At 40.5% G+C, this 15,788-nt stretch carries 6 protein-coding genes; all 6 read left to right on the top strand.

Features of this window, described 5'->3' with window-relative positions:
* Nucleotides 1–833 precede the first annotated feature (833 nt).
* The 6 genes from aspA (at nt 834) to HMPREF1528_RS06805 (ending at nt 15,780) form a co-directional block, all read left to right on the top strand.
* Nucleotides 834–2,225, top strand: a complete 1,392-nt coding sequence (gene aspA / locus HMPREF1528_RS06830) for an aspartate ammonia-lyase (RefSeq protein WP_016479169.1) — start codon at nt 834–836, stop codon at nt 2,223–2,225.
* Between the two features lie 100 nt (nt 2,226–2,325).
* Nucleotides 2,326–3,006 carry a DUF4328 domain-containing protein gene (locus HMPREF1528_RS06825; RefSeq protein WP_016479168.1) on the top strand — a complete coding sequence of 227 codons (681 nt, stop codon included), beginning with the start codon at nt 2,326–2,328 and terminating at the stop codon, nt 3,004–3,006.
* On the top strand, nt 3,003–6,992 hold the full coding sequence (locus tag HMPREF1528_RS06820; RefSeq protein WP_016479167.1) for a glycoside hydrolase family 2 TIM barrel-domain containing protein: 3,990 nt from the start codon (nt 3,003–3,005) through the stop codon (nt 6,990–6,992). Before HMPREF1528_RS06825 ends, HMPREF1528_RS06820 begins: the two co-directional genes overlap by 4 nt.
* Before the next feature lie 621 nt (nt 6,993–7,613).
* A complete protein-coding gene (locus tag HMPREF1528_RS06815; RefSeq protein ID WP_016479166.1) occupies nt 7,614–10,718 on the top strand; it encodes a SusC/RagA family TonB-linked outer membrane protein in 3,105 nt (1,034 codons plus the stop codon).
* Nucleotides 10,719–10,746: 28 nt separating this feature from the next.
* A complete protein-coding gene (locus tag HMPREF1528_RS06810) occupies nt 10,747–12,534 on the top strand; it encodes a RagB/SusD family nutrient uptake outer membrane protein (protein WP_016479165.1) in 1,788 nt (595 codons plus the stop codon).
* Between the two features lie 183 nt (nt 12,535–12,717).
* Nucleotides 12,718–15,780, top strand: a complete 3,063-nt coding sequence (locus HMPREF1528_RS06805; protein WP_016479164.1) for a SusC/RagA family TonB-linked outer membrane protein — start codon at nt 12,718–12,720, stop codon at nt 15,778–15,780.
* Nucleotides 15,781–15,788: the final 8 nt, after the last annotated feature.

Below are 15,788 nucleotides of genomic sequence, written 5' to 3'. Positions count from 1 at the left end.
TCTCTTCTATCCCACCCATCTTACCTCGTCCCTCTCGTCCTCATTTGCCAATTTCCAAATCTGCTAATTCTCTAATTTATCAATCTGCCTATCCACTTTCCGTCATAACCCTATTGCCTATGCCCTAAGACCTCACACCTCCCCATTTTACTAATTTTCTAATTTGCTAATTCCCTAATTATCCCTTCTCCTTTCCGTCGTACTTCCCCCTATTGCCTATGGCCTAAGGCCTAGTGCCTATTCTTTTTCTTTCGTCTCGAAACCCCGTTTTTAGCATTTTTAGCACTGTTGTATTGTGTTATGAATCAACTGCTTATATACCCTTTCTATACCAATCGTCCAAGATTCGTATAAGCTTCCTATAAGCTCTCTATAAGCTAACCCCACCCTCCTTACAGCCTTTTTTCATCAAAAACTCTCCCTCCTCTCTTCCGGACTTCTTCGTTTCCTTCCGATGCCTCCTTAGTATCTCTGTTTCCTCTCCAACCCTTCCCAAAAACTCAGAGTTTTTCGGAGTTTCTTCGGCAATTCTCAAATGTCTGACTCGTCCGGTCTGTCCTACAAGTTCAACCTGTCAAATAACTATTTTCATCTCTTCCTTTTACTAATTTGCTAATTTCTAAATTTACTAATCTACCAATTTTTATTTAATTTCTAAGGCATAACCTCACCTCTTTAAATCGAAGTTACGCTGTCTTAAAAAATATTTTCCTTTTTTCTTTTCTATTAAAAAAAACTTCCGTACTTTTACCGAAATTTTTTAAACCGATACAATCTCATTATATAACGTAAGTATCATATATAAAATTACTAAAAATATAAAATTTAAAATTATGACAAAATTTAGAACAGAATCCGACCTTATCGGCGACTTGCAAGTGCCCGCCGATGCTTACTATGGCGTACAAACACAACGCGCCATCGAAAACTTTCGCATTACAGGAACTAAAATGGGTGATTACCCTGAGTTTGTAAAAGCTATTGGTTATGTAAAACTCGCCGCAGCTCAAACAAATCACGCTTTGGGATTACTCCCCGACGAACTACTCAAACCTATTTCTGAGGCTTGCAAAGAAGTAATCGAAGGGAAGTTTAACCATCAGTTCCTCGTAGATATGATTCAAGGAGGGGCAGGTACTTCGGTGAATATGAACGCTAATGAAGTAATAGCCAATCGCGCCTTGGAAATTATGGGGTATCCTCGCGGTGATTACCAACACTGCTCTCCTAACGACCACGTGAATCAATCACAATCTACAAACGACGCTTACCCTACTACTGTAAAGTTAGCTGTTATCAAGATGAACGAAACGCTCATCAAGCGCCTATCATTGCTCATTGAGGCTTTTCGGAAGAAAGGTAAAGAGTTCGCTGATGTAATAAAAATGGGTCGTACCCAGTTGCAAGATGCCGTACCTATGACGCTTGGTCAAGAATTCGAAGCTTTTGCAGCCAACCTCGAAGAAGAAATCGCCCGCTTGCAAAGCAACGCCAAGCTCTTCTTAGAAATCAATATGGGAGGCACCGCCATTGGTACAGGACTCAACGCTCCTAAGGGATATGCCAAACTATGTGCCGAAAACTTAGCTAAACTCACAGGCGAAGCCTTCGTTACTGCTTCTAACTTGGTGGAAGCTACCCCTGATACCGGTTCATATGTAATTTATTCCTCTGCGCTAAAACGTATGGCTGTAAAACTCTCTAAGATTTGTAACGACTTGCGTTTGCTCTCCTCAGGACCTCGTGCAGGACTCAACGAAATCAACCTACCTAAAATGCAACCTGGTTCGTCTATTATGCCCGGCAAAGTAAACCCTGTTATCCCCGAAGTAGTGAACCAAGTGTGCTTCAAAGTAATTGGTAATGACCTTACCGTTACCTTCGCCGCTGAGGCAGGTCAGTTGCAACTCAACGTAATGGAACCCGTGCTCTGCCAGTGCATTATCGAGTCTATCGTATTCTTAGAACGCGCTATCGACACCTTGCGCACCAAGTGTATCGAAGGTATTACCGCCAATCGCGAAATATGCCTCAATATGGTAAAACACAGTATCGGTATCGTTACAGCGCTCAACCCACATATAGGGTATAAGAACAGCACCAAGATAGCCAAAGAAGCCCTTGAAACAGGTAAGTCAGTGTACAATTTAGTATTAGAACACGGCTTGCTTTCTAAGGATAAGCTCGATGAGATTTTAGACCCCAAGAATATGTTAGGCGTTTAATAATTTATAAATTTAGAGATTTCAATATTCAACAAGAAAAGGCGTAAACTTTTTTAATATCAACTTCCAGTTACGCCTTTTCACTCAAAAACCAACAAAAATGTTAAGAGATAATACTACCCGTGCTAAGAATGCCATAATAATGTTGTGGATATCCTTTGCTTTTTTATTCATATTTCTGATTTCAGATATTTTTGAACTATATGTTATTAGAGAGTTCCTTGTAGGTGAAATAGATGACAAATTGTTTGCAAGAGCTGAACTGAGTGATGTTTTCTCAGGTATAGTAGGTATTTTGTGGCTTGTGATATTCATTATAATGAGTATTCTTTTTTTGATGTGGTTCAGGCGCGCTTATTACAACTTGCACCAACTGAAAAATAACCTCTCATATACCGATGGTTGGGCAGTAGGAAGCTGGTTCATTCCTTTTGCTAACTGGGTACTCCCATATCGCATAATGAAAGAAATATACGATAGTACTCGCAATCTTTTCATACAAAGGGGAGACATACAACCCAAACTACCTACTAATTTTGTAACCATTTGGTGGACGTTTTCAATTATTTCTTCCGTAGTAAATTACTTTGTTTTTAGAGCCTCTATGCTTGATGACCCTACTATCGAGATGTCATATACAACCTCAATTATAAATGTGATTGGTACCCTTTTGTTAATCATTTCCCTTTTTTTATGCATCAAAGTCGTAAAAGATTATGCCAAGGTAGAACCCTTATTATCCAATCTTCAAAAAGACGAAACTAATACTAATAATTTATGAAACACTATTTTAGAACAGTAAGTACCCTGCTAAGTTTACTACTCTCTCCTTATTTATTAGCCCAGCACAAACCTTTGGGTGGTTTTGCTTATGGCACTCTCTCAGCCCCTACGGGTAAAGAATGGGAGTCAGTAGAGGAACTCTCGCTTAACAAAGAGTACCCTCGTGCTTATTTCTTCTCGTTTAAAGACGAAAAGACAGCTACCCAAGTATTACCTGAACATTCTCCCTATTGGAAATCTCTCAATGGACAATGGCAATTCCACTGGTGCAAAACCCCCGAAGAGCGTCCCAAAGATTTCTATAAACCCGATTTCAACGCTTCTGCTTGGGAGTTGATTCCTGTGCCTTCTAACTGGAATATTCAAGGTATCCAAAAAAACGGTACGCTCAAATATGGAGTGCCTATCTATGTAAACCAACCCGTGATTTTCTATCACGAGCGCAAGGTAGACGATTGGCGTAAAGGGGTAATGCGTACCCCTCCTAAAACGTGGACAACCTATGAGTACCGCAATGAGGTAGGCTCTTATATTCGCGATTTTGAAGTACCTACCGATTGGGACGGTCGTGAAATCTTCATCGATTTCGATGGAGTAGACTCTTTCTTCTACCTTTGGATTAATGGGCAGTATGTAGGCTTTTCTAAAAACTCACGCAATGTAGCTTCTTTTGATATTACCAAATATCTACACAAAGGCAAGAATAAAGTAGCCGTAGAAGTATACCGCAATTCCGATGGTTCTTTTCTCGAATCACAAGATATGTTCCGCCTCCCTGGTATATTCAGAACAGTAGCTTTGCGCAGTACTCCTAAGGTGCAAATCTTTAGCCTCAACATTCTTACAGATACCCAAAACCTCACCGATTGGCAGTTAAAAGTGAATGCCGAAGTGCGCAACCTCAGCCCAAAAGCAGTCAAAGATTATCAAGTGCGCTATAACGTATACGAAGTCTCATTGTATAAAGACGACGTTACCTCCACTGCTACCAAAGGAAGTATTCCCCTAAAAACAGTAGCCCCTAACACTATCGATAAGGTGAGCGGTACAATAGCCGTAAAGAATCCTAAACTATGGTCGGCTGAGGAGCCTCATCGTTATGTGCTCGTAGCTCAACTTTTGGATAAAAAAGGGAAAGTGGTAGAAACAGTATCGTCTTACTTTGGCTTTAGAAAAGTTGAAATCAAAGATACTAAGGCTGAAGACGATGCTTTCGGAAAGGCAGGAAGGTATTATTATCTCAATAATAAGACTATCAAATTTAAAGGCGTAAACCGTCACGAAAGTCACCCCGCACAAGGGCACGTGCTCACACATCAACAAATGGAAGAAGAGGTGATGATGATGAAGCGAGCTAATATCAACCACGTGCGCAACTCTCACTATCCACCCGACCCTTATTGGTTTTACCTCTGCGATAAGTATGGTATTTATTTAGAAAACGAAGCTAATATAGAGTCTCACGAGTATTACTACGGCAAAGAATCTCTTTCTCACCCTAAAGAATGGGAAAAGGCACATACAGCCCGCGTAACCGAAATGGTAGAGGCTACCTATAATTCGCCTGCCATTGTGATATGGTCACTTGGTAATGAAGCAGGTCCTGGTCAGAACTTTGTAACGGCTTATAATCACCTCAAAACACTCGATACTTCTCGCCCTGTACAATATGAGCGCAATAACGACATCGTAGATATGGGCTCTAATCAATACCCTTCCGTAGCGTGGGTACAGGGTGCTGCTACAGGTAAGTACGACATCAAATATCCGTTTCACATCTCGGAATACGCGCATTCTATGGGTAATGCGGTAGGGAATCTCGCCGATTATTGGGAGGCTATCGAAAGCTCCAATTTTCTATGCGGAGGTGCTATCTGGGATTGGGTAGACCAAGCGATGTACAACTATACCAAAGACGGCATTCGTTACCAAGCCTATGGAGGTGATTTTGGCGACTTCCCTAACGATGGTCAGTTTGTGATGAACGGCATTATCTTTGCCGATAGAACAGTAAAACCACAGTACTACGAAGTGCAGAAAGTGTATCAGAATATAGGCGTGAAAAAACTCAATAGTTTTACTTTTGAAATTTTCAATAAAGGCTATTTTACTGATCTTTCAAACTATGAGGGTATATGGAAACTCTATAAGAACGGTGTGCTTGTAGAAGAGCGTCCTTTTGAAGTGCCTTCTGTGATGCCACAGCAAAAATCAAGTGTGACCATTACCCCTGTAACCTTAGATAGCAATGAAGAATATTACAGTATTGTAGAATTCCGTCTTAAAGCAGATGCCCCTTGGGCTAAAAAAGGATTTGTGCAAGCTCGCGAACAATTCTTAGTGCAACCTGCTACCCAAAAGCCTTCTCTTTCCTCTGTAGCCAAAGGAGAAAAACTCACTCTTAGCAAAGACAAAAAGACCATTACCGGAAAAGACTTTTCAGTAACTTTTGATTTCGATAAAGGTACGATAGGCTCCCTCCGCTATGGTGAGCATACTATTATTGCCAACAGCAACCTAAGTCTCAACGCTTTCCGCGCCTTCACCAATAACGACAACTGGATATACGAACAATGGTTTGAAAAAGGATTGCATAACCTGCGTCATAAAGCCATTGCTTCCTCAGTGAAACCTAATAAAGAAGGTGGTTATACATTCTATTTCACGGTGGAATCACAAGCGCCTAATGCAGCTAAAATAACAGGTGGTGCCAGCTCAGGACGCAATAAGATAGAGGAACTTACCCACCAGAAATTTGGTACAAACGACTTTAAGTTCACTACCAACCAAATTTTCACCGTCTATCCCGACGGCTCTATCGAACTACAAGCTAGCGTGGTGTCTAACGATGCCTCTTTGGTATTGCCACAATTAGGCTATTTACTCAAACTGCCTAAAGAGTACGAGAATTTCACCTATTACGGTCGCGGTAAACAAGATAATTATCCCGACCGCAAATCAGGGGCTTTTGTAGGTCTCTACAGCGGTAAAATAGCCGATGAATTTGTGCCTTTCCCTAAACCACAAGATATGGGGCAACACCAAGAAACCCGCTGGGCAGCTCTTACCAATGCTCAGGGTGCCGGCGCAGTGTTTGTAGGGGCTGAACCGCTATCGGTAGCAGCTTTGCCTTATAAAGCTATCGATATGACTCTGGCAGGACACCCCTACCAATTACCAGAATCTGACGGCGTGTATTTGCAACTGAACATAGGCAACACAGGTTTGGGCGGACATAGTTGCGGTCCTCGTCCGTTGTTGCGTGACCGTTTGTTAGCAACCCCTCATAATTTCGGTTTCATCATTCGTCCAGCCAAAGAAGATTTGCAAACCATAACCAATGTAAGTGCAAGCGGTGAGCAACCTCTTTCTATTACTCGTAGCAAAGTAGGAAAAGTATCTATCAGCACAGCCAATGCCCTTGCAAATATCTATTATAGCATCAATAATAGCAAAGCACAGAAATACACCCTTCCTTTCGATTTTCCTAACGGAGGTACTGTAAAAGCTTGGTTTGCAGGTAATGAAACTCAAAAGTACACCCTTACTTTCGGTAAAGCTGAAAGCACGGCAATGGAAGTAATTTTCGCCAGCAGTGAAGAAGCAGGTGTAGGTGACGCCAAACATTTAGTAGATGGCGACCCCAATACCATTTGGCACTCCGCCTATTCAGTTACTGTAGCCAAACACCCACATTGGGTAGATTTCGATATGGGAAAGGTTGTTAATGTAAAAGGCTTTAGCTTTACCCAGCGCACTGATAGCTGGAGCGGAAAGGTAAAAGATTACCAAATACAACTGAGCAACGACGGTAAGAACTGGGGCGACCCCGTGAAAGTAGGAGCTTTTAAAGATGTGAGTAGCGCCCAACAAGTGTTGCTCGACAAAGTTACAAAAGCACGCTATGTGCGTTTCACCGCCCTAAGTGATTTCTATGGCGAAGATTTCGCCACAGGTGCCGAATTTATGGTGATATTAGAATAGAAATTTAATTTGTTGTCATTGTAAGTTAAATTAAATTTAATTGAAAGGAGGCTGGCTCTTTAAGAGCCAGCCTCCCCTGTTATTCGTTATTCACCATTCGTCCCTACACCCCCTCTCCTTGGGAGAGGGACGGGGTGAGGATTCCCTTTCTTTCGCCTCGAACCCCCTTTTTTAACATTTTTACCCTTGTTGTATCATATTATTAATCAATTATTTATACACCCTTTCTATACCAATCTTCCAAGATTCGTATAAGCTTCCTATAAGCTCTCTATAAGCTAACCATACCCATCTAATAGTTTTTTTCATCAAAAACCCTCCCTCCCCTCTTCCGAACTTCTCCGTTTCCTTTCGCTCTCTCTAACCTATCCGATTTGTCCGACAAGTCTCACCTATCAATAAACAATTTTTATCACTACTCATTTACTAATTTTCTAATTCTCTCATTTTCTCATTTCTGGTATTATTGGCATTATTGGCATTATTATTAATTTCTTATTTTTCCTTATATATTTTACATCGTAATAAAAAATAATTAAAAAGTTGCGAAAATATTTGCTTTATATAACTTTTTATTAATATATTTGCGCCATTAAATAACCAATAGAAAGTTTTGGAAGTATGAAACGAAAAATCTTCTTATTACTCATAGCTCTATGGAGTACTACCTCTCTGCTATGGGCACAAAACAAACAAATTTCCGGTACTGTTACCGATGAGAAAGGCACTCCTCTTCCCGGAGTGAGTGTGCAAATCAAATCAACTACCCGTGGGGTAGCTACTGATTTTGATGGTAAATATAGCATTGAGGCCTCTCAAGGCAACGTGCTATTGTTCAGTTCTATGGGCTATGCCTCCCAAGAAAAAACCGTTGGCAAGGGGGGGGGTAATAGCTTGATTATCAATGTACAGCTGAAAGAAGATACCCAAGAATTGAGTGAAGTAGTAGTAGTGGGCTATGGTACCCAAAAGAAAGAAAACCTTACGGGAGCTGTAGCAGCGGTAGACGCTAAGAAATTAGCTAGCCGCCCAGCAACAAGTATTACCAAAGCCTTGCAAGGAAGTGTAGCTGGGGTTACCGTTATCTCCCGTCCTGGAGGTACCACTCTTAACATTCGTGGACGCGGTAACTTAGGTAATTCCGACCCTCTCTATATCGTAGATGGTATAGAGGTAAGTAGCAATTTCTTCAATGCTATGAATCCTAATAGTATTGAGAACATCTCTTTCTTAAAAGACGCTTCTTCTGCAGCTATCTATGGCGCAAAAGCTGCTTATGGCGTGGTATTAGTAACTACCAAATCCGCTAAAACAGGCGTGATGCAAATTAGTTACGAAGGTGCTACAGGGGTACAAATGCCTACCTACTTACCTAAGATGGTAAATTCAGCTGAATATGCCGAAATGTACCGCTTAGCCGAACGCAACACAGGTGTCCCCGAAGCTAACCTTACTTTTACTAATGAAATGATACAAAAGTATCGTGATGGCTCCGACCCCGACCGCTATCCCAATACCAATTGGTTTGATCTCATTGTGCGTAAACAAAGCTTCATTACCAAACACAACGTACAATTCTCAGGGGGTGTAGAAAAATTCAAATATCTATTAGACGGAGGTTTCTTTAGAGAAGAAGGAGCTTCAAGAGGTGATGTAACCGACCGTTACAACTTGAACTCCAAAACTTCTTCCGATATTAAAAAATGGCTTACTCTTACTTCTAATATTAATTTTATCTATACCAAACGTAACAATACTCGCGGTGGGATTAACTACGTCGAGGCTTTGCGCGTACCTCCCACCCAAGTAGCTAAACATTCTAATGGTGAATGGGGTACCGTTCGTAACGGGCGACAAACAACTTCTGAAGAAACCAATGCAAACCCTTACCGCTCTTGGGCTGAAGGTGGTCGAAGCAGCTTTACAGCACGTCGTCTTTTAGGTTCTATCGCTGCCGAAGTACGTCCATTCAAAAAAGTAAAAGTTACCAATCAGTTCGCCTATAGTTATTATGATTATCGAGGGTTCTCTTTTGCTAACAGAAAGAAAGGCGTACCAAGTTTCCTAAATCCCGCTTCAGGAATTATTGCAGGTACAGCCTCCACTAATAATCAAATGGACTTAGATTGGTTCTATTCCGATAAGTTTATCTATGACGGTTGGCTTAACTACGACCAGACCTTTAACGACCTACACGCCGTAACCTTAATGATAGGGGCGCACACCGATATCTATTCATTCAGACGCCTTACTGTGGGGCGTAAAAACTTCGCTAGCAATGATATGAACGACTTTTCAGGAGGTTCTTTAAAAGAAGTAGACCAAATACTCACAGACACAAAAGAGAATATAAATTATTACGAAGAAGAAAGTATCAATTCTTATTTTGGTAGGATAGGTTACACTTACGATCAAAGATACCTTTTTGAAGCCAATTTCCGTGCCGATGCTTCTTCTCGTTTCGCTAAAAAAGGTCGTTGGGGCTACTTCCCCTCTTTTTCAGTAGGCTGGCGTGTAGACCAAGAGAAGTTTATGGAAAATGCCTCTTGGCTCGACGGACTCAAATTGCGTGCCTCTTGGGGTGAGAATGGTAATATCAAAAACATAGGATTATACGACACTTATTCTACTTACAATAGTGGAGGTACCACAGTATTAGGTGGAGCAAGCGTTCCTACCCTTACCGAAGGACGTATAGGAAATAAAAACTTAACTTGGGAAACCACTGCATCCACAAATTTGGGTATTGACTTAAGTATTGGCAAAGGGCTTATCAATATCACTGCCGATTTCTACAACCGTTTAACAAAAGGTATCCTTATCCGTGCCAACGATATAATGGCTGAAACAGGTCTATCATCAAGTCAAATCCCAGCACGTAATGTAGGTAAAGTGCGCAACAAAGGTATTGAGTTAGTACTCTCTCATTATAAAACCTTTGGTGATTTCAGTTATAACGTTTCTTTAAACGGCACTTATAACCACAACGAAATTGTCGACTTAGGTGATAAAGTAGACCAATTACCTCCTAATGATCTTTGGTTATACAAAAAAGGAGGTTCTATTGGCGATTTCTATATGTATAAAGCTAATGGTATCTATTCTCAACAAGACATTGATAGCGGAAATTTCGTACCTTTAGGAAAACAAAAACCTGAAGCTGGTATGATTCGTTATGTAGACATTAACGGCGATGGAAAAATTGATGCTAAAGACCGTACTGTAGTAGGTAATGATGTTCCTAAATACACTTATGGAGTAAACATTGAACTCAACTACAAAAACTTCTCTTTCTCTGTAATGGGGCAAGGTATTCAAGGCGTAAAAGTATATCTAAGGAATGAAGCCTCACAAGCTTTTTTTGATAACTCTGTACCTCGTGAGTGGCAACGCGATAACTGGACTCCCGAAAATCAAGAGGCTTCTTATCCTAAACTTTTTGTCCCTTCCGATGCTCGGTATAAGTATAATACAGAAACTTCATCTTTTTGGTTATTTAATGCCGATTATTTCAGAATTAAAAACATAACCCTTGGGTATACTCTACCCGATGAAGTACAAAAGATATTAGGAGTAACCAATGCGCGTGTATATCTTTCAGGTGAAAACCTCTTTACTTTTAGAGGCGATAAACGTATGAAAGACTTTGACCCCGAAGTAGCCAGTGGTCGTGGTTATTCATTGGTGTTAAAAAGCTATATCGCTGGTCTGTCTTTCTTTTTCTAACCTATCATAACTATTAAATTTAAAGACAATGAAAAATATCATACAAAAATCATTTATTGCGCTTACCTTAATGGGTACAATGAGTTGTGGCGATGACTTTTTCGATAAAACCCCACAAAATTCATTAGACCCTTCAAAGATAGATGAACGTCTTTTTATAGGGCTCCGCAATGGTATCTATCGCCATTTAAATGATGGCTATAGTGGAATTTTCGAAGACGGATATGCCGATAATGGCTATTCACGAAATCTGTGGGATAGTAATGGTAGTTCTGTACAAGGAAACACACTTACATCATCTCAAGACTATGGTTATGGCGGATTTTACTCAAGTATACGTGCTTGTAACCAAGTTATTGAACAAGTCGATAACTTTCAACAGATTTCAGCCAGTTTGCGCGAGAAGTATAAGACTGAAGCTCGCGTAATGCGCGCGTGGATTTACGGGAACCTTACGCTTTATTTTAATAATGTACCTTTCGTAACCACCGTTGCCAATGATTATCCTGATGGCTTATCTCAAACACCAGCCTCCGAAATCAGAACGTGGGTGCTTAAAGAGTTAGACGAAGCCATTGCTATATTGCCTCAAACTAATGACAAAGGTTGTTTCAACAAAGCGATGACCTATGCCATTAAAGCGCGTTTAGCTTATTATTTTGGTAAATACGATCAAGCCGAAACAGCAGCCCGCTATGTAATTGATAACGGTGGTTATCGCTTGCATCAAGTAGCATCTCTTACCCCCGATATGATAAAAGATGCTGAATACTTCAAAAAGTTTGTTGACTTTTCTGCTTATGGTATTAATGAAGATACTTTTATCAAAGGTATATTCAATTATCAAAACATTTGGAAAGCTGATAATAGTCCAGAAACGATTATTGCTAAAGAATTTATTGCAAATGAACGTGAAGGTAATTGGTTAAGAGTAACAGCCTTACTAACTCCTAATCTAGTATCTAAACACGCTTGGGCTACTATTGTCCCTATTCAAGAATTGGTAGATGCTTACTGGACAACCGATGGTAAAACCAAACCTACCCTTTCTACTATGGAGCAACGTATTCTAGATTATAAAGCACTTTCCGATGAAGTAAAAGCAATTCAAGAAGCCAATAAATCTACTTACAGTCAAGCCGTACATAGCATTGTGAACACCTTGCCTAACAAAGCCTATATGACACAGTTCAAAAATAGAGATAGCCGTTTGTATGCTTCTATCATCTTCCCTTTCTCCTCTGTAAGTAAATACCGAATGAACGAATATCAGCAATACATTCCTGATATTGTAAACTACGGTAAAAGTGGTTATGCCTTTAGGAAGATGAGTGGTGCAGACGACGTAGTGCCTATATGGGGTGACGCTTATTACACTACAGGAGTAGATTTCCCGCTCATTCGTTTAGCTGAAATGTTGCTTATCTATGCTGAAGCCCATACCCAAAATACAGGTTATGATGGTACAGTAGTTGCTGAGCTCAACAAGTTGCGCACTCGTGCGGGTATGCCCGAAGTACCTACCGGTCTTTCTAAAAACGATGCTCTCGACTTTATCCGCAAAGAACGCCGTATAGAGTTGGCAGGTGAAGGGTTACGCTTTCTCGATATTCGTTTATATGAAGACGACCTACGTAACGGAGGTTTTAAAGGCACTGAAGCGGCAAGTATAGTAATGAGAGGACAAATAAAAGACGTAGTCGGTAACCCAGGGGCTACCAAAACTTGGTCTGCACGCCTTATGTATTTACCTTTTCCACAAACAGCTTTAGACAAAAACAAAAACGCTGGTATGAAACAAAACCCAGGATATTAATCAAATTCATATATAAGTAAAAAGGCTATCTTGAAAAGTTACTTTCTCAGGGTAGCCTTTTTATTATTTAATTGTTAAACTTTTAACAAAATATTTTGATAAAAAGCTGTAAAAATATTTGTTTTATATTCCTTTTATTAATATATTTGCGCCATTAAATAACCAATAGAAAGTTTTGGAAGTATGAAAAGAAAAATCTTCTTATTACTCATAGCTCTATGGAGTACTACCTCTATGCTATGGGCACAAAACAAACAAATTTCCGGTACTGTTACCGATGATAAAGGCACTCCTCTTCCTGGAGTGAGTGTGCAAATCAAATCAACTACCCGTGGGGTAGCTACCGATTTTGATGGTAAATATAGCATTGAAGCCTCTCAAGGCAACGTGCTATTGTTCAGTTCTATGGGCTATGCCTCCCAAGAAAAAACCGTTGGTAAGGGGGGGGGTAATAGCTTGATTATCAACGTACAACTGAAAGAAGATACCCAAGAATTGGGTGAAGTAGTAGTAGTAGGCTATGGTACCCAAAAGAAAGAAAACCTTACAGGAGCTGTAGCAGCAGTTTCGGCTGAAACACTTACCAAACGCCCAGTAGCTAATACCGCTACAATGCTGCAAGGGCAAGTACCTGGGTTACGCATTGTGCAAGGTTCAGGGCAACCTGGTGCCGAGTCGGCTTCAATACGTGTGCGTGGACAAGGTACTTATAGCTCCGCTGGCTCCGACCCCTTGGTACTTATCGATGGAGTTCCTGGTTCTTTGGCAAACATCAATCCTAATGACATCGAAAACATTTCAGTGCTCAAAGATGCTGCTTCAGCTTCTATCTATGGGGCAAGAGCTGCTAATGGGGTAATTTTAGTCACTACTAAATTAGGTAACGACGGGCATTTCAAAATCTCTTATCAAAACAACTTTGCCATTCATACCCCTACACGTATGCTCAAATTGGTTACCAATTCAGCCGAATATATGCGCTTGTTCAACGAAGCTAAAACCAATTCGGGTATTACTGATGGGCATTACACTCCCGAAATGATAGCTGCCTATGAGAATGCTACCGATCGCATTCAATATCCAAACTTCGATTGGATAGACTATATGTTCAACCCTGCTTTTGTGCAAAACCACAATCTTACGCTCAGTGGGGGTGCTAAAGGAACTCTCTACAATATTGCTTTAGGTTATGTAGACCAGCCAGGGGTGCTACGAGGCTTTAAGTATGACCGACTTAACTTCCGTAGCAATATAAAATCCGAAATTAAACCGTGGGCTACTGTAGGTGTAAACGTAGCTTTGGATAGAGGTAAAACTGAACGTCCTCGCCAAGGTCACGTAGATACTTTCCTTTCTACTATAGCACAAGCTCCTACTTATAGACCTTTTACTCCTGATGGCAAATATGTTTCTAAGGCTTACGACTTCGAACAAGCCAACAAGAATATGCCTGCCATTATCGATAGTGGAGCACTTCGCAACACTACCGAATACAACTTATCGGGTCAGTTGTGGGACGATATTACTTTGACAAAAGGCTTGAATTGGTATTCCAAATTAGCCGTTACCTATTCCGATGAATCCTATAAAGACTGGCGCCCTGTGGTACCTGTTTACAATTATCACACAGGGGCTGTAACAGGCGACCTCGATGTAGGAGGTAAAGGTTTAATTTCTAACAACGCTAAAAACTTTTATACCAACTTCTTTACCTATCTAAAATACACTAAAACTTTTGCAGAAAAACATACCATAGGCTTACAAGCAGGGTATAGCCAAGAGTACAATAATTATCAGACCTTACAAGGTCATAGACGTGACTATATAGCTAATAACTTACACGAACTTGATGCGGGTACTACCGCCATTCAAACCAATAATGGTAATACAATAGAATGGGCTTTACAATCTTTTTTCGGAAGATTTAATTACAATTATAAAGAACGTTATTTGCTTGAAGCTAATGTACGCTATGATGGTACTTCACGTATTGCTAAAGCTAACCGTTGGGGTTGGTTCCCTTCTTTCTCAGCAGGCTGGCGCATTTCCGAAGAAAGCCTTATCAAAGACACTCCTGCTATGCAATGGCTTACCAACTTAAAAATACGCGGTTCTTACGGTCTATTGGGCAACCAAAATATAGGCAACTACCCTTATCAATCATTGCTCAACTACACAGGAGCTTATCCGTTTGATAACTCTACCCTTTCTCCAGGAGTAGCACAAACAAGTTATGCAAATAACGATATCAAATGGGAGTCTACTTCCGTTACCGATATAGGAGTTGATATCACTCTATTTAAGCGTATTTCTATTGTGTATGACTGGTATAAAAAACACACTTTTGATATACTCCGTAGCGCACAAGTAACAGGAGCATTAGGATTAAATGCTCCTACTATTAATAGTGGCGAAATGGATAATTATGGACACGAACTGTCAGTGCAATATAATCATTCTATCAATAAAGGTCGTTTAGAAGGGTTGAGCTATGGAGCTGGTTTCTATGTTGATATTTCACGTAACAAGTTAGTAAATTTTGGAGCGCGTGAAATTGACGGTTATAACCTTCGCGAAGATGGTTTGCCTTATAACTCCTTCTATATGCTCGAGATGATAGGCATTTTCCAAAACCAAGCCGAAATTGATAACTCTCCCAAACAATTCAACGACCCCGTACGTCCTGGTGATTTTAAATATCGCGATGTAAATGGCGATGGCAAAATTGATAACGATGACCGTACTGTAGTAGATGGTCGTTTCCCTAAATACGAATATTCATTCAATGCACATTTAGAGTATAAAGGTATCGATTTCTCTATCCTCTTTCAAGGGGTAGAAGGTCGCAAAATCTATACTACGGGGTGGGGCTTAGACCCATTTCGTCAAGGTACAGCTCCTACTTTAGACTATGTGAACAACCGTTGGCGTGGCGAAGGTACTTCTAACAGCTATCCACGTATGTACTTTAATCAAGTAGGCGACGAACATAACCGCCGCTTTAACACTTGGTATTTGCAAGATGCCTCTTACTTACGCTTGAAAAATATCACCGTTGGGTTCTCTTTCCCCGAAGATATCATTTCTAAAGTAGGTCTAACCAAACTCAGAGTGTATTTCGCAGGTGATAATCTATGGACTCTTACTGACTATAAAGGATTAGACCCCGAACGTGCTGGCGACGGACTCTTTGTCCAATACCCACAAAATAAAATCATTTCAATGGGGTTAAATGTAGAATTTTAATTTTGAAA

Origin of the sequence: Capnocytophaga sp. oral taxon 336 str. F0502, from assembly GCF_000411575.1 — a bacterium.
Classification (GTDB): domain Bacteria; phylum Bacteroidota; class Bacteroidia; order Flavobacteriales; family Flavobacteriaceae; genus Capnocytophaga; species Capnocytophaga ochracea.
Note: the sequence above shows the minus strand (reverse complement) of the source record. Positions and strands in the feature narration are given on the sequence as shown.